The organism is Pseudarthrobacter sp. NPDC055928 (assembly GCF_042270935.1).
Taxonomy (GTDB): Bacteria; Actinomycetota; Actinomycetes; order Actinomycetales; family Micrococcaceae; genus Arthrobacter.
Genome location: NZ_JBHJZH010000006.1, coordinates 141,828 through 162,508, shown reverse-complemented (window position 1 = coordinate 162,508; position 20,681 = coordinate 141,828). Strand labels below are relative to the sequence as shown.

General features: G+C 60.8%; 18 protein-coding genes and 1 pseudogene. 13 read left to right on the top strand and 6 right to left on the bottom strand.

The window, feature by feature from the left end:
- Positions 1-668: 668 nt before the first annotated feature.
- The 3 genes from ACFC25_RS10305 to ACFC25_RS10295 form a co-directional block, all read right to left on the bottom strand.
- Positions 669-2,096 (bottom strand): MFS transporter, encoded by a 1,428-nt coding sequence (locus tag ACFC25_RS10305; protein ID WP_376045055.1) that lies wholly within the window; start codon positions 2,094-2,096, stop codon positions 669-671.
- A 282-nt stretch (positions 2,097-2,378) separates the two neighbouring features.
- Positions 2,379-3,254, bottom strand: a complete 876-nt coding sequence (locus ACFC25_RS10300; RefSeq protein WP_376045054.1) for an oxaloacetate decarboxylase — start codon at positions 3,252-3,254, stop codon at positions 2,379-2,381.
- Positions 3,255-3,274: 20 nt separating this feature from the next.
- A complete protein-coding gene (locus ACFC25_RS10295) occupies positions 3,275-4,378 on the bottom strand; it encodes a 2-hydroxyacid dehydrogenase (RefSeq protein ID WP_376045053.1) in 1,104 nt (367 codons plus the stop codon).
- 111 nt (positions 4,379-4,489) lie between these two features.
- Between ACFC25_RS10295 and ACFC25_RS10290 the strand changes: the two genes are divergently transcribed.
- The 12 genes from ACFC25_RS10290 (at position 4,490) to ACFC25_RS10235 (ending at position 16,399) form a co-directional block, all read left to right on the top strand.
- On the top strand, positions 4,490-5,281 hold the full coding sequence (locus ACFC25_RS10290; RefSeq protein WP_376045052.1) for an IclR family transcriptional regulator: 792 nt from the start codon (positions 4,490-4,492) through the stop codon (positions 5,279-5,281).
- Between the two features lie 201 nt (positions 5,282-5,482).
- Positions 5,483-6,190, top strand: a complete 708-nt coding sequence (locus ACFC25_RS10285) for an enoyl-CoA hydratase/isomerase family protein (protein ID WP_376045051.1) — start codon at positions 5,483-5,485, stop codon at positions 6,188-6,190.
- A 69-nt stretch (positions 6,191-6,259) separates the two neighbouring features.
- Positions 6,260-7,897 (top strand): ABC transporter substrate-binding protein, encoded by a 1,638-nt coding sequence (locus ACFC25_RS10280; protein ID WP_376045050.1) that lies wholly within the window; start codon positions 6,260-6,262, stop codon positions 7,895-7,897.
- A 37-nt stretch (positions 7,898-7,934) separates the two neighbouring features.
- Positions 7,935-8,876, top strand: coding sequence for an ABC transporter permease (locus tag ACFC25_RS10275; protein WP_376045049.1), 942 nt, complete (start codon positions 7,935-7,937; stop codon positions 8,874-8,876).
- Positions 8,876-10,672, top strand: coding sequence for a dipeptide/oligopeptide/nickel ABC transporter permease/ATP-binding protein (locus tag ACFC25_RS10270; RefSeq protein WP_376045048.1), 1,797 nt, complete (start codon positions 8,876-8,878; stop codon positions 10,670-10,672). Before ACFC25_RS10275 ends, ACFC25_RS10270 begins: the two co-directional genes overlap by 1 nt.
- Positions 10,669-11,511: an ABC transporter ATP-binding protein gene (locus tag ACFC25_RS10265; RefSeq protein ID WP_376045047.1), complete on the top strand. Its 843-nt coding sequence runs from the start codon at positions 10,669-10,671 to the stop codon at positions 11,509-11,511. The genes ACFC25_RS10270 and ACFC25_RS10265 overlap by 4 nt, the downstream gene beginning before the upstream one ends.
- Positions 11,508-12,680 carry an MmgE/PrpD family protein gene (locus ACFC25_RS10260; protein WP_376045046.1) on the top strand — a complete coding sequence of 391 codons (1,173 nt, stop codon included), beginning with the start codon at positions 11,508-11,510 and terminating at the stop codon, positions 12,678-12,680. The genes ACFC25_RS10265 and ACFC25_RS10260 overlap by 4 nt, the downstream gene beginning before the upstream one ends.
- Before the next feature lie 13 nt (positions 12,681-12,693).
- Positions 12,694-13,617, top strand: coding sequence for an NAD(P)-dependent oxidoreductase (locus ACFC25_RS10255; RefSeq protein ID WP_376045045.1), 924 nt, complete (start codon positions 12,694-12,696; stop codon positions 13,615-13,617).
- Positions 13,614-14,384: an SDR family oxidoreductase gene (locus tag ACFC25_RS10250; RefSeq protein WP_376045044.1), complete on the top strand. Its 771-nt coding sequence runs from the start codon at positions 13,614-13,616 to the stop codon at positions 14,382-14,384. The genes ACFC25_RS10255 and ACFC25_RS10250 overlap by 4 nt, the downstream gene beginning before the upstream one ends.
- Positions 14,384-15,451 (top strand): L-idonate 5-dehydrogenase, encoded by a 1,068-nt coding sequence (locus ACFC25_RS10245; protein ID WP_376045043.1) that lies wholly within the window; start codon positions 14,384-14,386, stop codon positions 15,449-15,451. Before ACFC25_RS10250 ends, ACFC25_RS10245 begins: the two co-directional genes overlap by 1 nt.
- Positions 15,448-16,011 (top strand): gluconokinase, encoded by a 564-nt coding sequence (locus ACFC25_RS10240; RefSeq protein ID WP_376045042.1) that lies wholly within the window; start codon positions 15,448-15,450, stop codon positions 16,009-16,011. Before ACFC25_RS10245 ends, ACFC25_RS10240 begins: the two co-directional genes overlap by 4 nt.
- Positions 16,012-16,150: 139 nt before the next feature.
- Positions 16,151-16,399 carry a hypothetical protein gene (locus ACFC25_RS10235; RefSeq protein ID WP_376045041.1) on the top strand — a complete coding sequence of 83 codons (249 nt, stop codon included), beginning with the start codon at positions 16,151-16,153 and terminating at the stop codon, positions 16,397-16,399.
- 199 nt (positions 16,400-16,598) lie between these two features.
- On the opposite strand, the pseudogene ACFC25_RS10230 reads toward ACFC25_RS10235, so the two are convergent.
- A pseudogene (locus ACFC25_RS10230) lies at positions 16,599-16,999 on the bottom strand (FAD-dependent monooxygenase); the annotation flags it as partial.
- A 467-nt stretch (positions 17,000-17,466) separates the two neighbouring features.
- Between ACFC25_RS10230 and ACFC25_RS10225 the strand changes: the two are divergent.
- Positions 17,467-18,789: an MFS transporter gene (locus tag ACFC25_RS10225; RefSeq protein ID WP_376045040.1), complete on the top strand. Its 1,323-nt coding sequence runs from the start codon at positions 17,467-17,469 to the stop codon at positions 18,787-18,789.
- Positions 18,790-19,415: 626 nt separating this feature from the next.
- Here the strand turns inward: ACFC25_RS10225 and ACFC25_RS10220 are convergent.
- Positions 19,416-19,544, bottom strand: coding sequence for a hypothetical protein (locus ACFC25_RS10220; protein ID WP_376045039.1), 129 nt, complete (start codon positions 19,542-19,544; stop codon positions 19,416-19,418).
- A gap of 81 nt (positions 19,545-19,625) precedes the next feature.
- Positions 19,626-20,306 (bottom strand): aldo/keto reductase, encoded by a 681-nt coding sequence (locus tag ACFC25_RS10215; protein ID WP_376045118.1) that lies wholly within the window; start codon positions 20,304-20,306, stop codon positions 19,626-19,628.
- Positions 20,307-20,681 lie beyond the last annotated feature (375 nt).

Genomic DNA, 20,681 nt, shown 5'->3' with positions numbered 1-20,681 from the left:
TCGACCAGTCCGCACACTTGGTGAGCATCGTAGATGCGCCGGCAGCCGCGTACAGCGGCGGCCCTGCACTACGCACCGGTGAATGACGTCAGCTCACGAATGCCCAAGGACTGGCCTTACGATCGGGCTGCACTCTCTTCAGCGCTCCATCGACCAGCTGCAATACTGGTCTGGTCCAAGCGAGAAATTCTCCGGCCAACCCGGGACCAAAGCCGGATCATCGAGGCCGGGAATATCCGTGCCCCTAAACTACTCATCAAAGTCACATAGGTGCACCGAACCCTCCACGCCGGGCACAGAGGTACCGCATTATGCGGCCGTTCGAGCTTGAGGCGCCGACGACCCGCATTCGGTCCCTTGAAAGATGCCCCGGCTGCACCGCACTGGGGACGCCTCGATGAACAGCACCAAGCCAGTCAACGTCCACCGCGGTCGCACTCAACTCACAATGGTGCCGGTCACTGGCCAGCGAGTTCCAGCGGTCAGAACATATATGACCGCGATCTGAGTGGCACCGGAACATACCCAGGAGCCCGCTCATCCATGCACCAGTTGACAAGCGGAACTGCAGATCATTGCCTTCCCCATGGATATCCATGCGCGATGACACGGAATCTTGAGGTAGCCAGCCAGATAAGTAGGAGCTGGTCCGGTGGGTCCGGGAGATTTCAGTCCTGACGGGGGCTGGTTCCACCTTGAAGATTCAGAGCCACAGCTGAAGCCACAAAACAACTGGCGGCAAGTGGCAAATACAGAAGCAGAAAGGGATTGGGGGTCACTAAGTTCAGGGGATGTGAGCCGATAACCGAGACCATCAGCATTCCGATTTGTGTACCGAAGGCTGCTCCCAACATCCGATGTATAGACGTCAGGGAATTCGCCTGACCGAGGTGGTTTCTTGGTGCAACGTTCTCGAGGGCAATAGGTATTGCTGTAAAGGCGAAGCCGCTCCCTATTCCGGCAACCACGCCTCCTGCGGCAACCGCCCACCACGTGCTGCCCATGAGGCCCATAACGACAAGGCCGAAGCCACTCATCAGGCACCCCAGTATGATGCAAGACTTTGAACGCATGAACCCACGCCCGGCAAGCCAGGAAGCCGCGACCACCGCTATGGTATGGGGTACCAAAAGGGCCCCGCTCTGCCCAACGGACAGCAGTGTCTGACCCCCGAAATGCGCATCCTGGGCCGCCATCGGCAAAAGGGCGAGCATTCCTGAGATACCGGTGCTCAGGAGAGCGCTGGTAACATTCGCAACCGCAATTGGCTTGGCTGTGAGCAACTTAAAGTTGAGGGCGGGAAACGCGACCCGGGATTCCACCCAACCCAGTGAAATCAGAAGCACGATTCCGACTGCGAAGGTGCAAAGCGTAAGGGGCTGGGCGAATCCCCCATTGCCGGCCGAGCTCAACGCGACAAGAAGGCACGTGATGCCTGTCCCATAGACGGTGATGCCTGCAGAGTCGAATTGGAACGGACCGCTCCGAGGCTCAAAACCGATCACCTTGACGACGGCAATCAGGGCAACGGCCGCCACTATGGCGCAGCCTATGAATACGGCAGGGATTCCTGCAACGTCTGCGAGAACGCCGCCCGCCGGAGCCCCGACCGTGGACCCTAAGCCAAGCGTACCGCTCACTAGAGCTATGCCGGATGTTCGGCGCCCAGGAGGAAGACGCTTCGCGGCCACAGTTAAAGCCAGCGGAAATATGGCCCCGCCGCAGCCCATGACGGCCCGGCCCGCAATCAGGATGCCTGCATTGACTGCAACGGCACAAATGACAGCGCCGACCACGAAGACTGTCAACGAAAAGACGAGGACGCGCGCATGTCCGATCTCGTCCCCTGATCTACCCCCAACAAGGGTGGTAACCACGGCGGCGAGACTAAAGGCAGAAAGCGTCCAGCCGGCAGTGGAGGCGGTGACATCAAAGTCACTCTGGATACGGGAGAGCAGTGGCGCGACAGCCATTTGAGAAGCTGAAAATGCGAAGACTGCAAGAACGGCCGCAGTCAAAACACCTCTGGCGGATGGTGAATGAACCGGAATTACAATCCCCTTCCGTGGAGCGACGGCCTCGCAGCTGTCGGTCATGCACCAGCTGCACGGCCAATCAACGGTGAAAAGGACATGGGGAGCGCGCCTGCCATCTGACTGAGGCTCCTGTTGTGTCGAACAGAAGGAGCCCGGCCGGATATTTCATCAACGCGCGACATGGGCATTCCTGTAGGTCATGAGATGTCCAGCGAAGACCCACTGCGGACGGACCCAGATCAGGCCCTTGAGCGCGCTCGGCAACGCCCAAGGACCTGAAAATGGAGCAATTATGTGACCACGCCGCCGGGGTGCTGCCAGGGCGCCGCTCCCGCCGGATATTTAGTGAGAGGCGGTCCAGGCGGCGACGTCCTCTTCGATGGCGAGCCACCGCTTCAGGCCGACGGTTTCGAAGAGATCGCGTGGTCCCATGTTGAACTTTGCCACCGCAGCATCGCTTCCCTCACGGAGAACCGCGGCTGCAGTTTCTTTCATGGCGGCGATTGCAGGCATGAAGGTCACACCTGGCACGGATACAAGGTTGAAGTCGAGTTCTGCGAGTTCGGCCAGTGTGAGGGAGGGACTGTTGCCTCCGGTTGCCAGGTTAAACATCTTGTGGCCCGGGACTGTTCGTCCCAGCTTTTCGATATCTTCTCGGTTGGTGGGAGCCTCAGCGAATGTGATGTGGGCGCCGACATCCAGTGCGCCGTTGCAACGGGCAATAGCCTCTTCGAGTCCGTGGGTTCCGTAGCTGTCTGTCCGCGCGATGAGCTGGGTCTTGGTCCCTTCGAGGGCTTTGACCGCGGCGCGGACCTTGCTCAGATATGGAGTGCGTTCAATGACGGTCTTGCCGGCCATGTGTCCGCACCTTTTGGGGAAGGTCTGGTCTTCAAGGTGGACGGCGGCTACGCCGGTGAGGGCCAGCCGCTCGCAGGTGCGGGTGACGTTCAGTTCGTTTCCGTACCCGGTGTCGATGTCCACGACGACGGGAATGTTTACGCTGGAGACAATATTGCTCACGATGGGGATGAGGTCGCCCAAGGAGAGCAGGCCGACGTCAGGCAGTCCAAGGAATGACGCCGAAAGGCCGGCGCCTCCCAGCATCAGAACGGGGAACCCGGCGCTTTCGCATACGGCAGCTGAGATGCAGTCGTAGGCACCACCCATGACGACTTGGCCTTGATCGAGCAGGTCTGTTAGCAGCACATTGTTATCCATTGGGAGCTTCCTTCCTAGTTTCACGCCTGCAGGGCGTGAGTGACAGTTGATGTTTCTGCGGTCACAGGAGCAGTAGCTGTGACAGCTTTTTCCTCGCGAGGTCGCAGGTGGGCGGTTCGGGGGTGACTAAGTACTGCACGGTTGACCACGAACTTTGGTTGATATCCGTCGCGGACATCGAGGATGGCCCTGATCGCGCTCCCTCCGTTGCCGCGGGCCATCTCATCGGTCCATGACAGGGCATGGGGCGCCAGTACAACGTTCGGCATATTAATGAGTGGGTCGGTTATGGGAAGAGGTTCCACTTCGAAAACATCCAGGCCCGCGCCGGCGAGCCGACGTTCTTTGAGTGCACGGACGAGTGCACCGTGTTCTATGACCTCTCCACGGGAGATGTTCACGAGGTACGCGCCATGCTTGATCATCCCGATGTTCGACCCGTTGAGAAGGTGGTGGGTCTCGGACGTCAACGGCGTGAAAACAACGATGACGTCCGATGTGCGCAGCAGTTCTTCAAGTCCGGAGCGTGCCGCACCTACCTCTGCAAAGACCTCTGGTTTTTGGTACGGATCGTAGGCCTGCAACGTAACGTCGAAAACCGTGACGAGACGAGCGAACTCGGTACCGACATTCCCGAGGCCTATCAAGCCAACAACTGCCCCGTTCAGCGAACGGCCGTTCCACAAGAGCTTCTCTTGCCAGTTTCCCAACCGGACCATCAGATCCTTAGCGGACAAATGATGCACTGTGGCGAGGGTGAGCGCCAGGGCCGCCTGGGCGACGGGCTGCCGTGCTCCGTCGGGGGTATTTGTGACAATAATTCCCCGCTCGGTGCACGCATCAAGGTCGATCGCGTCGACGCCTACTCCAAAGCGGGCGATTATTGAGGGAGTGTTCGAGGCCTTCAAGACAGCATCCCCACTTACATGTGGGGCTGCGATCAGCATCGCATCGAATGATTCAAGCTGTTTAATTGTTAGTGCATCGCTGGGCCCCTCCATGAAGGACCATGGTGCTCTCGCATCCTCCAGCAGGCCCGTGGAGATATCTCCCCACGTAATTCCGCCAAGATCATCGCGAAGGTCCCCGCTGAACCCGATGCGGTAGTTGCTATTGATCTTCATCGTCCGCCTGTTCTTCATACAGCACAGGAATCAACATGCTGTCCAGTCTGGTGCGATCATCGTAAGCCAATATACTGGTTTAAAGTCAACCCTTTGGACTAGGAGTAGATTATGTCGTTCGCAGAACCCAATCACAATGCCCATAGCCCCGTCCCCGCGATTACCAGGGCCATGGCCGTTCTGGACCTGGTTGCTGCCGCAGGTCAGGCCGGATTGAGCGTGCCCGAGATTGCTAAGTCGATGGATCTTGCAAAGTCGTCTACGGCCAACATTTGCGCCACCCTGGAGGCTGAGGGAATGCTCAGGCGCTCCGAGGGCCGGCTTGCGCTGGGTCGTAGAATTTTGTCCCTGGCGGGCGACTATCTCCGCTCCGCCGACCAGCTGGCGGAGTTCTACGATCTGTGCCGCAAAGCACGGCTCATCTCCCGCGAGGCGGCCCGCCTCGCCTTGCTCGACGGCACGGATGTGCTTTATCTGGCCCGCTACGAGGGCAGCAATCCGATCCGGCTTACGGCAAATATCGGGGACCGCTTTCCAGCCCATGTGACCGCGACAGGCAAGGCGATTCTCTCCACGCTGCCCGATGCCGTGGTCGAGGACCGCTACCGGGGTAAGTCCTTTGTTTCGTTTACGGCCAAATCCCTCAAGAGCGCCACCGAGCTGATGGCGGACCTGGAGGAATCGCGGCTCCGCGGCTACACCATGGATGACGAGGAAACCAATGTGGGTGTCGTCTGCTTTGCGGTGCCAGTCATCAATATTCCCGGGGAGCCCGCAAAGTTTGCCGTGAGTGCGACCATGCTCAAAGCTAAGGCGGATGAAGTCGACAAAACAGAAATTGTAAACGAACTCCAGAACATTGCCCGGGCCTTGGCCAACCCACTCAGCGCCAGTTCACTGTAAAAGCCTCACCCCGACGAAAGCGTTTGCCTGACCTATTGACCAGCCAGTTGGTTTTAGGACAGAATATTGGTCGACGGGGGTTTCGGGGCTCGAGTGCGATGAAGCCCCAGCCCACGCCAGTAGTTCGGTAAACGTCCCTCGGCGGCCGCATTTTTCGAACCGATATTCAAAGCACCCAGATACCCACGAAGGGCCTAGGACGTGACAGAGCAACCAGTGCTTACAGAGAAGCAGGGCAAGGAACTGTGGATCAGGTTCAACCGTCCTGACGACCAGAACCGGATCGACCGCAATTCGATGGAGATCCTGACGGAGTCCCTGGACCGAATCGACGAAGACCCGGAGATTGCGGTGGTCATCATCACCGGCTCCGATGAGTATTTTTGCTCCGGGGGCCGTGTGGATACCGCGTCCACCGAATTGGAGAAGGCTCGTTATGGGCGGGCGATCACCCACCTGCACGAGAAGCTTGCCCAGGTCCGCCCGCCCGTGATTGCAGTAGTCTCCGGTCACTGCCGGGCAGGCGGCATGGCCATCCTGGCTGCAACAGATGTTGCGATAGCGGCAGACGACGTCAATTTCGGCTTTCCAGAGATTACTCACGGTGGATTCCCGGTGATGGCTATGGCGAGCACGATGCCGTTGCTGCCACCGAAGATCGCCTTTGACCTCTACTACTCCGGCAGGGACATGACTGCCCAGGAGGCCCACCAGTTGGGCCTGGTTTCCAGCATCGTCCCCCGCGGATCGTTGGAAACCACGGTCAAGGAGTACATAGAGACAATTACGTCCCGGCCGCCCGAAGTGATGGCGCTGGGCCGGCGAGCCTTTTACGGCATGGAGCCAATGTCAGCGGAGTCCCGTCTTAAGTACGGCAAGGAAATCCTGCAAAGCGTTCTTCGGAAATAGCTGCCACACCATACATCAGAGAGATCGCATCATTTACCGTCGGACGACGGCTTCACACAAAGGAGTGACATGAAGACCAGTGCCTCAACAAGGAGTCGGGGACGCAAGACAGGGCGGGCTGCGCTCATTGGCGTCCTGGCGACCATCGCATTTACGCTCAGCGCATGCGGAGGTGGTGCACCATCAGCCACAACGACGACCGGCTCGGCCAAGACACCCAGCGGCGAAGTTGGAGAAACTCTTACCGTCCAGTTCCTGAGCTCACCCATCAGCATGGATCCTGCAAAGACCGGCATCGGGCCCGGCCAGATTTTCGTTGATCTCGCCTACGAGCCCCTGATCTTTAAGGATCCTGACGGCAAATACCAGCCGGACCTTGCGACCGAGTGGAAATACACCGACTCGACCAACACGGGCTTCAGCCTTACCCTCCGCGAAGGGGTAACGTTCGCGGACGGAACTCCACTGGACAACCAGGCAGTGGCTAAATCGATCCAGTACTTCAAGGATGCCAAAGGTCCCCAGTCAGGCGACTTGGCAGCACTCACGTCCATCGACACGGCTGAAGCCAACAAGATCAGCCTGAAGTTCTCAGCGCCCACACCGAATCTCGAGCAGGTCTTCAGCCAGGTGGGACTCGCGGGCCAAATCATCAACCCCAGCGCCCTTACGAACCCGAAGTCGCTCGAGTCCTCAACAGCCGGCGCGGGCCAGTACGTTTTGAACACCTCTACGACAGTCAACGGACAAAAGTACGTGTTCGACGCGAACCCCAAGTACTGGAACCAGGAAGCCATCCACTACAAGCACGTCGTAATCCAAAGCATCGCAGAACCCAACGCCATCCTTTCGGCAGCACGCACCGGTCAGATCGACGTGGCGCTGTCAGGAACCAGCACCACAGCTGCCGCTGCGAAAAGCGCAGGCCTTGAAGTGGTCGCGGCCCCATACACCTGGAGCGGTCTGCTGCTCCTCGATCGTGACGGCACGCTGGCCCCCCAGCTCGGAGACCAGCGGGTCCGCCAGGCAATCAACTACGCCATCGACCGCGACGCGATCCGCAAAGCAATTATCGGCGAGTACGGCGGCACCACGGATCAAGTGCTCTCCCCCTCGATGCCCGGCTCGCTGGACGACATGACCTATTCATTCGATCTTGACAAGGCAAAATCCCTCATGCAGGAAGCCGGCTATGCAGACGGCTTCGCGCTGACCGTGTCTGACACCACTCTCCTTGACCCGAACACTGCCCTGGGCCAGGCGCTTGCCACCCAGCTCGGAAAAATCGGAATTAAGATCACCATTGACAACGCTCCGACCATTCAGCAGTTCCGGGGCGATCTCATGAACAAGAAATACGCAGCAACCGTGTGGTCCCCGCTGGCCGGCATCGGCATGGCCCAGTTCGCATCCACCTACATGGCACCGAACACGACGTTCAACCCCTTTGGCGCAAAGGACGAGCAGGTCACGTCCGCGCTCAACGAGGCAGCCGCGACCACAGACCCGGCCGCCCGTGACGCGGCCTTGAAGCGGGCCCAGGAACGGGTTCTGGACCTCGCCTGGTTCGCCCCCGTCTACTGGTCCCAGGAGCTGCTGTACGTCGGACCGAAAGTCGCCAACGTCAGGATCAGCGAGCACAACAACCTGCCGAACCCTGTTGCACCCACGAAGGACGGCGGCTGGCAGCCCGCCGCAACGAAGTGACCGCGCCACCGGCTGACCAGTACGCAGTGGAGAACCTATGTACCGAATAGTCCTTTCACGATTGCTTCTCGCGATACCTCTCCTCTTCGTGGTGTCGTTCCTCACCTTCCTCTTGGTGAACCTCATCCCTGGGGACCCGGCAGCCGAGCTGCTGGGCCCCCAGGCCTCACCGGAACAGATCGATGCCCTTAGGGACCAGCTTGGGCTGAATCTGCCGATCACAACGCAGTACTGGAACTGGCTTACAAGCGCGCTCAGCGGCAACTTGGGCGCCTCGATTTATGACGGCTCGAGCGTCAGCCAGGCGCTCAGCGGCCAGTTGCCCGTAACGATTTCCCTGGTTGGACTCACGATCCTTTTCTCATCGGTGGTGGGTGTCGCCTTCGGCGTACTCAGCGCCGTCGGCCGGGGCCGGATCGCCCGGCTCGCGGACGTGATATCGCTCGTAGGCTACGCGATCCCCAACTTTTGGCTGGGGCTTGTGCTTATCGCTGCTTTTGCAGTCAGCATCCCGCTCTTCCCCGCGACAGGATATGTGGATTTCGCAGCATCGCCCGGCGAATGGTTCAGGTCACTGGTGCTCCCCGTTCTGACGCTCGGAGGGCCGGTCGTTGCCAACATCGCTAAGCAGACCCGCGAATCGATGCTCGATGCCATGGGCCGGGACTACATCAAAGTGCTTCGCGCCAACGGCGCGTCAGAACGGTCAATTGTTTGGAAGCACGCCCTGAAAAATGCCGCGGCTCCTGTCATCACCGTTATCGGCCTTATCTCGGTGGGGCTTACGGCCGGTGCCGTCGTGGTGGAGCAGGTCTTCGTCCTTCCCGGCCTCGGCAGCCTGGCCGTGAGCGCAACGACCAGACACGACCTCCCGGTCATCACCGGCGTCGTTGTGTATTTCACCCTCATCGTCATCGTTGTCAACCTTGCCGTCGACCTTGCCTACGGCTGGCTCAACCCTAAGGAAAGGAAGTCCTGATGTCCGAGGTCATCCAGATCCCGGGGAACACTGCCCCTGAGGTCAGCCAAGGGAAATCTCCTCTCAAAGTCCTGCTGCACAATCCGCTCGCGATCACTGCGATGTCCTGGCTGCTTCTGGTGCTGCTCGGCTCGCTCTTCGCACCCGTTTTGGCTCCGTACGACCCCATCGCCGATTCCGACCTGTTGAACGTCCTCTCCGGCCCGAGCGCGTCCCATCTTCTTGGCACCGACGGTCTGGGGCGCGATGTTCTCTCGCGGCTGATGTTCGGCGGCCTGGCAACGCTGGGTGCTGTCGGGCTTGCGACCCTGGTCGCCATGGTCGTCGGTGTCCCCTTCGGCCTGGTCGCCGGATATCGAAGCGGATGGCTCGACAGCACCACGATGCGCATCGTTGACATCGTTCTCTCCATGCCCATGCTCGTCATTGTTCTCGTTGTCTTGGCCGTTTTCTCGAACAATGTCTTCGTCGCGATGGTAGTCCTGGGCATGCTCCTCGCCCCCCGCTTGCTGCGGGTGGTACGCTCGGCAACCATCGCGGTGCGACATGAGCTATACATCGACGCTGCCAAGGTGGCCGGCTTCGGTGACCCCCGCATCGTGTTCCGCCACATCCTCCCCCGCGTCATCGGGCCCGTGATCGTCCAATCGGCCCTCGTCGCCGCATCTGCGGTCATCACAGTCACCGGACTGGCCTACCTGGGCTTGGGCCAGACACCACCGGCCCCCAGCTGGGGCGGTATGGTGGCTGAGGCCGGGACGCTCGTTTCCCAACAGCCCTGGCTTCTGGTCCCCTCCGGCGCCACGATTGGCCTCACCGTCCTGGCGCTTTCCCTTATGGGCGATGCGGTTCGTGACGCAACGGTCGGCGGCTGGTCGGTCGCCCATACGGCTCCGACCAAGCGCAAAGCGTCAAGCCCTTCAATGCCGGCGGAACAAACCGGCCCAGCCGGCCAGGAGAGCCTTCTTGAGGTTTCGGGCGTGTCCGTCTCACGCGACGCCAATCCCGACGCCTTCATTACCCGCAATGTGAGTTTGTCAGTCCGGAAGGGCGAAATCCTAGGAATCGTCGGCGAATCCGGTTCCGGAAAGTCGATGACAGCATCGGCGATCCTCGGTCTTCTTCCCCCGTCAACACACCTCGCCTCCGGGTCGATCCGGTTCCGCGGCGAAGAACTGACGCAGATGTCGCTCCAGCAACTGGCCGCCTTAAGGGGCAAGGAGATCGCCCTCGTATCGCAGGAGCCGCTCGTCAGCCTCGATCCGGCTTATACCGTTGGCAACCAGCTCAGTGAACTGGTCCGCCGACACCGAAGGCTTGGCCGAAGCGCCGCCCGTGACATTGTTCTGCAACTACTGGCCGATGTCCGGCTGCCCAACCCGGAGGCCGTGTTCCGTAAATATCCACACGAGCTCTCTGGTGGGATGGCCCAGCGCGTTGTCATTGCGATGGCTCTGGCGGGCAATCCGTCACTCCTGATCGCCGACGAGCCAACGACAGCACTGGACGTAACAGTCCAGGCCGAGATCCTGGAACTGCTCCGGGCACTGCGGGACGAGCACGATTTGACCATTCTGATGGTCACGCACAACTTCGGAGTCGTCGCGGACCTCTGCGATCGGGTAGTGGTCATGAAGAGCGGCGAAGTTGTCGAACGGGCAGATGTAGTCACGCTGTTCGAATCCCCGCAGCACCCCTACACCCGCGACCTGCTGGCCGCAGGGCTTGACAACTGCGAACCCCGAGAGGTCCTTGACCACCCATCCGCATCAGACCAGAAGGTGGCCCAGAAATGACATCACTCCTTCAAATCGACAACCTAAGGGTGAGCTACCGGGGTGCCGGAAGGCGGTCCCTGGAAGTCCTGCATGGTGTGTCACTGGATATCAAAGAAGGCGAAACCGTCGGCCTGATCGGTGAATCAGGCTCAGGTAAGACAACCATCGGCCGGACCGTCCTCGGCCTGACGCCCGTTTCGGCAGGGACCATCACCTACAACGGCAGAGATATCACCCACCTGGGGAAGAAGGAACGACGCAACCTGGGTTCCGAGATCCAGGTCGTTTTTCAGGATCCGTACTCTTCGCTCAATCCAACGCGGACCATCGAAGACACCATTGCCGAACCGATGCGGATCCACGGCGTGGACAAGAAGACCGCACATGAAAGGATCCGGTACCTCCTGTCCGAAGTCGGGCTGCCGGCCGGAAGCGAACATCGCATGCCCAGGGAGTTTTCCGGCGGCCAGCGGCAGAGGATCGCCATTGCCCGTGCGCTGGCCCTCGACCCTAAGCTGATCATTTGCGACGAACCCGTCTCTGCGCTGGACCTGACAACCCAGGCGCGCGTCCTGGATCTGCTGATTGACATCCAGCGGAAGACGGGAGTCTCCTACCTCTTCGTTTCACACGACCTTTCGGTTGTACGCAAGATCAGCCACCGGGTCGCCGTGATCTACAGGGGAGACATTGTCGAGTTCGGCCCCGGGGCAGCGGTCACCGGCAATCCTTCCCACGCCTACACACGCAAGCTGGCAGCGGCAGCGCCAGTCGCTGACCCCACTCTTCAGGCCCACCGCCGGCGCGAATGGCGCAAAGTCGTCATGGCCGAACAGCTTGCAGGAAAGACTGCGTGACCTCGTCACGGCCAACCCTGCAGCGTCTGCTGTCGAGCGGGCGTGAAGTTGCCTGGACCGCTTCTTCAGACCTGCTTCGCCGCGCCGACCTCGCGATCGCGGATGCTTCAGCATTGGCTGAATTTGGATTACGGGACAAACGCGTCCGGGCCTTTTTGGAGGCAACCGGCGATCAGCCAGTCGCGGCAGCTTTGTCCATAGCGGTAACCTCATTGGCAGATACCCACACACCCAGCGGTACCCACCCAGGCACCGTTATTAGTCCGGCCGTGACGTGGGCGCAGCAGCAGCAGCTGAGCACAGATGCCGATCTCGCGCGCCGCGCCTTGATAGTCGGATACGAAGTGTGCGGCCGGCTTGGTGAACTTGCACGACCCCAATTGCCGGCCGCAATGAGGATGACCTCCATCGCCGGAGCGGCTGGCGCCGCCGCCGCCATCGGTACAGTGCTTGGACTCCACCTGGAGCAGACTGCCAGCGCGATGAGTTTCGCCATTCAAGCCGCAAACGGCAGAAATCAATGGGCGCTGGAAGGGACAGACGACGAAATCGTGCACGCCGGTGCGGCTCTCACGGCCGCCCGCGACGGAATCCGTTATGCCGAATCCGGATTTCTCGGATCTGCTACCCTCCTCGAGGGCATACGAGGGTTCGGTCTAAGCAGCGGCCATGCTGTTCCAACCGGGAGGCATCCGGTTATTCTTTCCCTCTTCCATAAACGCGTCCAGGCCTGTCTCTTTGCGCAGTCGGCTGCACAGGCCGCGCGGGAGATCTCGGCGGCCCACGACGGCGGTGACGACCACTTCCCAGTCACAGTGAGAGTAGCGCCCTGGATCGCTGAGTATCCCGGCTGCAATTGCAACGACCCGGGTCTTCTTGCATCGAGCCAGAGAAGGATCCTCAGCATCCAGTTTGCCGTTGCGGCCGAACTCTGCCGGGCTGTCCATTGGACCGGCTTCATCGATCCGGCACAGACTGACGCCATCATCGGTGTCGCAACGAAGATCCAACTTGTTTCAGACCCCTCCCTGAGTGGCTTGCAGGCCGTGGTCAGCACGGCGTCTGGTGCCGTGGCTGTGTGCAAAGACCCCGAGTCAATGACCCTCGTTGAACTGCAGGACCGGGCCGCTGCCGCGCAATCTGAAGTTTCAACACCACACATGAATTGAGGGAGGAATATTAGTGGGTCAGCAAAGGACTGCCGGTTTTGTAGGGCTGGGGCTGATGGGCGCGCCGATGGCCGCGAACCTTCTGCGCAGCAGCTGGCACGTGACGGCCTGGAACCGTTCCGCCGGCGCCCTAGACGATTTCGAGCGGCTGGGTGGAACCCGGGTCCAAGAGGTAGCGGATATGAGAGACCTCCCGGTGATCATTTTCATGCTGCCGGATCTGCCCTTTATCAAAGAGGCTTCAGCCCGTCTTCTGGAGAGCTGGTGGAACAACCCTCCGGCACCGGGCACCACGGTCGTCGTTATGAGCAGTGTTTCACCGACGGGCGTGCAAGCCTTCGGCCTTCAGGTGCAGCGTGCCAGCCAGGGTAACGCTACCGTGGTCGACGCTCCTGTCAGCGGCGGTACCGTTGGCGCCGAGAACGGCACCCTGGCCATCATGGCCGGCGGCGCAGCAAGTGATGTCCGTCGACTTGAATCGCTCTTTGACGCCATGGGCACGACCGTGCGCCACATGGGCAGCCTGGGTACAGGGTCACTTGCCAAGGCCTGTAACCAGTTGATCGTGGGAGCCACCACGGCAGCACTGGCGGAGGCCGCCGAACTAGCCGAACACTCGGGCATGGACGCCGGTGCACTCTTTGACGTCCTCTCCGGCGGCTTGGCAGGCAGCCGAGTCCTTGAAGTCGTCGGACCCCGCCTGATCCGGAAAGACTACACACCCACCGGGCCGGCGAAATTCATGCACAAAGACCTTTCGTTCGTCCTCGAGTCGGCCCGGCAGCACGGCGCCGCAACGCCGATGACAAGCGCCAGCATCGAGCTCTATGCCGAACTCATCCGGCAAGGACTGGGTGACCAGGATCTTGCGGTGGTCCGTCAAACGATCTCACAACTCAGCCACGCCCCCGTGGCGGAAGGAACAGCGACATCATGAGTTCACTTTTCGATCTGACGGGACGGGTAGCTTTGGTCACCGGTTCCAGCCGAGGAATCGGAAACGCGCTTGCCCGGGCATTGGCCGACGCCGGTGCAACCGTGGTGTTGAACGGCGTCAACGGGGACCGGCTCAAGGATGCCGCTGCCGCGATGGCTGGCGACTATGCCCCCGGACTCATCAATAGTGTCGTCTTTGATGTCACCAGCGACGCCGAAGCCGCCCGCGGTATCGCCTGGGTGGAGGAGCAGGTGGGGCCGCTGGAGATCCTGGTGAACAACGCCGGGATCCAGCACCGGGTGCCCATGTTGGACCTGGATGTGAAGGACTGGGAACGGGTGATCTCTACGGACCTGACCAGCGCGTTCCTGGTGGGCCGGGAGGCGGCGCGGTTCATGATTCGGCGTGGGCACGGGAAGATCATCAATATCTGCTCGGTCCAGACGGACCTGGCCCGACCCACCATCGCCCCGTATATTGCGGCCAAGGGCGGGCTGCGGAACCTGACCCGGGCCATGACGGCCGAGTGGGCGGCATCGGGTTTGCAGATCAACGGGATCGCGCCGGGGTACATCCATACGGAGATGACGCAGAACCTGGTGGATGATGAACAGTTCAACTCCTGGATCCTGGGCCGCACCCCGGCCAACCGGTGGGGGACGGTGCAGGACCTCGCCGGACCGGCCGTGTGGCTGGCTTCCAGCGGGTCCGACTTCGTGAACGGCCAGACCATTTTTATCGACGGCGGAATGACGGTGGTGGTCTAATGACCCTGGATACAGCTCTCCCTATTACCGGCCCGGCGGTGGTGGCCCACGCCGCCAACGACCTCCGGATCGACGAACTGACCCTCGCGGCCCCTGCCTCCGACGAGGCCGTGATCGAGGTGCACTACGGCGGCATCTGCGGTTCCGACCTGCACTACTGGTTGCACGGAGCCGCGGGTGAATCCATCCTGAAGGCTCCGCTGGTGCTCGGACATGAAATTTCCGGGAAAGTGGTCCGTGCGGCGGCTGACGGGACCGGCCCCGCAGCCGGCACCCCTGTGGCGGTCCACCCGGCCACTCCCGGTCCCGGTGCGGCCCGTTACCCGGTGGATCGGCCTAACCTCTCCCCGGGCTGCACCTACCTGGGCAGCGCGGCGCGGTTCCCGCACAAGGACGGCGCGTTCAGCCGGTACGTGAACCTCCCTACCCGGATGCTCCGGGTCCTGCCGGACAGCATCGACCTTCGCACCGCGGCGCTGATCGAGCCCGCCTCCGTGGCGTGGCACGCGGTGGCGCGGGCGGGGGACGTGGCCGGGAAGTCTGCGCTGGTGATCGGCAGCGGCCCCATCGGCGCCCTTGCCGTCGCGGTCCTGAAGCGGGCCGGCGCAAGCCGCATCACCGCTGTCGACGTGCACACCAAGCCGCTGGACATCGCCCAAGCCGTGGGGGCGGACCAGGTGATCATGGCCGGAGATGCCGAGGCTATCGCGGCCGTGGAGGCCGACGTCGTGATTGAGTCCTCCGGAAACCACCACGGCCTGGCGTCCGCCATCCAGGGTGCAACCCGCGGCGGCACCGTGGTGATGGTGGGGCTGCTGCCCACCGGGCCGCAGCCGGTGCTGATCTCACTGGCGATCACCCGCGAGCTGGAGCTGAAGGGCTCGTTCCGGTTCAACGACGAGATCGACGACGTCATCGCCGCCCTCGCCGACGGTTCACTCCACATCGGGCCCGTCATCACCCACGAATACACCGTGGACAACGCGCTGGAAGCCTTTGAGACGGCACGGAATTCCGCTGAATCCGGAAAGGTCCTGCTGAGCTTCGGCGCCGGGAGCGGGTCGTGAGGCCGCTGCCGCCGCTGGTGGTGATGGGTGTTTCCGGGTGCGGGAAGTCCACAGTTGGCTCCCTGCTCGGGAAGCGGCTAAGCGTGCCCTTTTTCGACGGCGACGACTTCCACCCTGCAGCGAACAAGGTCAAGATGGCATCCGGTGTACCCCTGAACGACGATGACAGGGCACCATGGCTAGCCGAGATCGGCGCAGCTCTGGCGAAACCGGCTGGAGGAGCGAACACCTGCATCATCGCCTGTTCCGCGCTGAAGCGCAGCTACCGGGACCTTCTCCGGAGCTTCGTCCCAGACACTGTGTTCATCCACTTATCCGGGGATGCAACAACAATCTCCGCCCGGCTCAGCAGCAGGGTGCACGAGTATATGCCCGGAAGCCTGCTCGCCTCCCAGCTGGCCACTCTTGAACCGCTCGCTTCCGACGAGGCCCACGTTCTCGTGGACATCCAACAGGATCCGGAGTCGATGATCCGCAGGATCGAAAAGGCACTGAAACCGTCGGCCGAGGAAGACCCTCCCAGCGGGGAGCCAGGCCCTACAAAGTCCATCTTCCAATGAGTCAAAGGTGCCCTGAGGTGGACTTGCAGGCTGCCGGGGGGAGCTAACGATTATCAGACGCCTCCGTACCCGCGGAGGAACCACTAAGCTCCTGCCAGCAAGGTCAGGCGAGCTGAATACGCAGAATGAGGCCAAGCACATGAGTGATTCGCACGTCGAGGCCCAGCACCATCACCTGCCGGAAGTGAAATTCGTCGGCGCCTGGTCAACTTTGGTGGGCCGCGAGATAACCGTCAAACAGGGAGGAAGGCTCCTCGACCAGGGGAGGGTTGAGGAGGCCACCAGCGACGGACGACTCCTTTGGCTAATGCAGGATGGCGCGAATCACCGCAGAATAATCGAAGATCTCCCTGGGCGGTCTGTCTGCATCCCACGAGATCCTGAGTGATCGGCGCAACCGGACGTGCCCCCTGCAGGTCTGGTGTTGTCAACGCCAATGGCTCCTCGTGGCACCGGAAGTTGAATACTGCTTCTGCATATGGCCGGCCATCACCTGCCAGCTGGCCCTTCGCGTTTACTCCGAGCTTCCCAGCATCCGTCCCAGGCTTCGGCAACAGTCTGTCGTGCGCCAATAGATCGTGACTCAGTTAGGACGAAGCTGTGGTGGGCCAGCCGGTGTAGGCCACCCGGGGTTGGCCTTGCCGTGGCGTGAGGACACCGCCGAGTTGAGCTCGCCGAGCTTGCGGGCGCGGAAGAAGTCGTCTGCGTCGGCCGGTGTTTGGAGCATGGTGGTCAGCCAGTAGGAGAACTGCTGGGCCTTCCAGAGCCGCTCCCGCGCGCGGTCACTGTGCGCCTCAAGCAGCCGGTCGGAACCGGAGTTGTAGTCACTGTCCAGCCCTTCGAAGAGCATCTTGACGTCGTGGATGGCAAGGTTCAAGCCCTTGGCGCCCGGGGGCGGGACCGTGTCCGCGGCGTCCACGGCGAAGAACAGGTTGCCGTGCCGCATCGGGGTGTGGACGAAGCTGCGGAACGGCAGCACCGTCTTCTCTTGCTCCTGGTCGCCCAAGAGGCCCTGGACAGCACTTGCACCTGAGACGCGCAGCTTGGCGGAGTATCCGTTATCGGCGTTTTCTCCTGGCCGTTGAGGGAGCTTACCCCGCACGTCGTCGAAGCCACCCCGCAGTGCGGACTCGAAGGCGAACTCGAGCTGGTGTGTCCGGCAACTCCCAGAGAGGCTATAGCTAGTTTTTTGAGTCCAGCTGACTCTGGTCTGAGATAGATGCAGTCTATCTTGTGGATCCAAATTATCTAGTGGGTTGATTGACCAACCCGCTCTAGGATTGGGCTACGTAAGCAATGGGACGCACCGACATCTTTCTCCCCGGCTGGCTCAAGAGGAGAACCCGGGAACAGCAGTGCGTGAACCATGCTTTTCAACCTCGCACAAAAACTTTATGCACTTCGAAGGCACTGAAAGACCCAGCTTCCGCCTACCTGCCATACATAGGAGTATGCATGTCAACCTCAGCTACCCCAGCCCAACTACTCAACCCAGCCGCCCGGGCAGAACAACGCAAAGTCCTCGCCGGAACTCTCGTCGGAACCACAATTGAGTGGTACGACTTCTTTATCTATGCCCAAGCCGCCGGACTCGTCCTCGCTGGGCTCTATTTTGCACCAGTAACCTCTGACAATCCTGCTCTGGCCCAAATTATCTCTTGGGCTTCTCTTGGCATCAGTTTCCTGTTCCGCCCCCTGGGGGCCATCGTCGCCGGGTACCTCGGAGACCGGCTTGGCCGCAAGATCATGCTGGTATTCACTTTGATCCTCATGGGTGCCGCAACCGCTCTAATCGGTCTCCTCCCAACCTATGCCACTTGGGGTATCTGGGCGCCAGTTCTCCTCGTAGTTCTGCGCATAATCCAAGGCTTCTCCGCCGGCGGTGAATGGGGCGGCGCGGCCCTCATGTCTGTAGAGCACGCACCAGTCAACAAACGCGGCTTCTTCGGGGCATACCCGCAGATCGGCGTCCCATGCGGGATGATCCTCGCAACGTTCGTTATGTACCTGGCGACGACCCTGCTCAGCAACGAAGACTTCCTCGCTTGGGGTTGGCGCCTGCCGTTCCTGTTCTCCGTCGTGCTGATCCTGGTCGGCTTCGTCATCCGGCGCTCCGTGGATGAAAGCCCCGTCTTTAAAGAGATGCAGGCCCGCAAGTCCGAATCCGCCACTCCCCTGCGCCAACTGTTCCGCAGCAATTCCAAGCAGGTCCTGCAGTCGGCGTTGATCTTCCTCGCCAACAACGCGGCCGGCTACCTGCTCATTGCCTTCTTCTCTGCCTACGCCACCAAGCATTTGGGGATGGAACGGGGGCCGGTGCTGCTTGCCAGCACGCTCGCCGCTTTCACCTGGCTCATCTTCACCATGTTTGGAGGCATCATTTCGGACAAGATCGGCCGGGTTCGCACTTTTCAGATCGGCTACGTTTTCCTCATCCTCTGGGCCGTGCCCATGTTTATGCTCATCGAATCTGGGGAAATCCTTTGGTTCACCGTGGCCATCCTGGTTCTGACGATCGGGCTGGGTCTGTCCTACGGGCCACAGGCGGCGCTCTACGCCGAGATGTTCCCCACCAACATCCGCTACTCCGGAGTCTCCATCGGTTACGCCATCGGAGCAATCCTAGGCGGCGCATTCGCTCCTCTTATTGCCGAACTTCTCCTGGCAGAGACCGGCAGCAGCATCAGCATTGGTCTCTACATCGCTGGACTGTCCATCATCTCGCTGATCGCGGTTTCCACCGTCAAGGAGACGAAAGGAAAGGATCTCCGGGTGTAAAGCCTGGCAGGACGCGCTAAAGCAACAGCTGAAATTCTTGTGCTGTCCGGGACTAGGGTTTCCTCCCAAAGGGAACCCTAGTTCTATGCAGAATCCGGCGTTATTGAACTGAAGAGCCGAAATCATGGCGTGTCATACCTGCTGTCCTGGAGCATCTGGGCAATTTCCAACACTTCCATCTCGCGGCGCTTGACCTGCTGGGCAGTGCCGAGAACCGCTTGGCCGTCTCCGCAGAAGCGGACTCAAACCCGTGAAGGATTTCCTGTTACGCCCAGTCCTGCTGGCCCATGCTTTGGGCCGCCCAAAGAATCGATGATCACCCCTGCCAGGCGTTGGCCGGTAATCGCGCAGCAGCCCCGGCCGGTAGCACTGCCTGGGATGTCGGAAACGTATTCAATGCCAACGCCGACGATCAGGGATGCGAGTAACGCGATGAATTACGCGCCGCAGTTCCTGAATTCATCCAAAGCCTTCCAGTGGAATCAGTCAGATCGTTCAGAACCGTCACATTGATGTATGAACCCGGCTGGAAAAGAGCTGTGAGCATCGTCTTGGCCGCCGGGCTCCGGGGCTCATGTCCCAAGAACGCCTTTGTTCTGAGACGGGAAGCGGCGCGCTCCATGGCGTCAACGCGGGCCGGTTCTCTGGGCGATCGCAATACCGGCGTACGCCGCCGCATCATCGAAACCATGCGCCATGGAGCCGCTGCCGGCTTTCTGGGTGATCGCGTCAATGAAGGCGGCGTCAACGCCCACTGCATGAATTCTCTGCGCAAGGGACGACCCCGCCGGTCCACTACCCAGAACAACGATGTTCGCCTGGTCGCTAATAGGGAACTATCTTCCTGACTTCGGATTCAGCGAGTTCTCACGGTCGAACGGTTTCATCTGGGCCTGCGTGTCATTGCCGCCCTCAGGTTGCGTGACGCCGTCCAACGCCCTGACCTGTTCCGGGGTGAGTTTCACGTCCAAAGCGAGGAGGTCTTCCTCGAGGTGGGAGATCCGGGCCGTCACTGGAATTGGTGACCAGTCACCGCCCTTCGCGAGCAGCCAGTCCAGGGCCACCTGGGAAGGAGTGGCGTCGGCTTCCTCGGCTATCGCCTCAACCTCAGCGAGAACTTGGAGATTCCTCTGCAGGACGCCTTCCTCGAATCGCGGGTTGCTCAAACGCCAGTCAACCGCCTCGAGTTGGGCGCGCGAGCGGATTTTTCCGCTCAGCATTCCCCGAGCCAGAGGAGAGTACTGCACAAAGCCCATCCCCAACTCCCGCAGCAGGTCCACCGCCCCGTCCTCACCGTCACGGGTCCACAAGGAATATTCGGACTGGAGAGCGGTAATCGGATAGACCGCGTTTGCCCGACGGATGGTGTCCGGTCCTGCCTCCGACAGACCTATGTGCCGGATCTTACCCTCGTCGATGAGTTCGGCCAGGGTGCCAACAACCTCTTCAATCGGTACCGTCTTATCAACACGGTGCTGGTAGTACAGGTCGATGTACTCAGTGTCGAGGCTGCTCAGGGTACCCTCTACCGCGGCGTGAACGTTTGCAGCCGAGCCGTCCTAGGGCCTCGTCCGACGTGGGACATCAAACCGAACTTGGAGGTGAGCACAACCTGGTCCCGCCGCCCTTTCACGGCCTTGCCCAGCAAAAGGTCATTCTTGAACGGCCCGTACAGCCGCGTTATCGAAATGCGTGACGCCAAGCTTCATCGCCCGATGGATAACTCGGATCAAATTTTGTTCGGGCTGCCTCTGGCCCGTGTAGATCGTGGGACATGCCCATGCAGCCGAGACCAATCGCGGACACTGTCAGGTTACGAAGTTTGGTGTATTTCATGGGATCAGACTGCCGGTCTTTGATTTCGGTGGAGAGCCACCTGGAAGCAAGAGGGT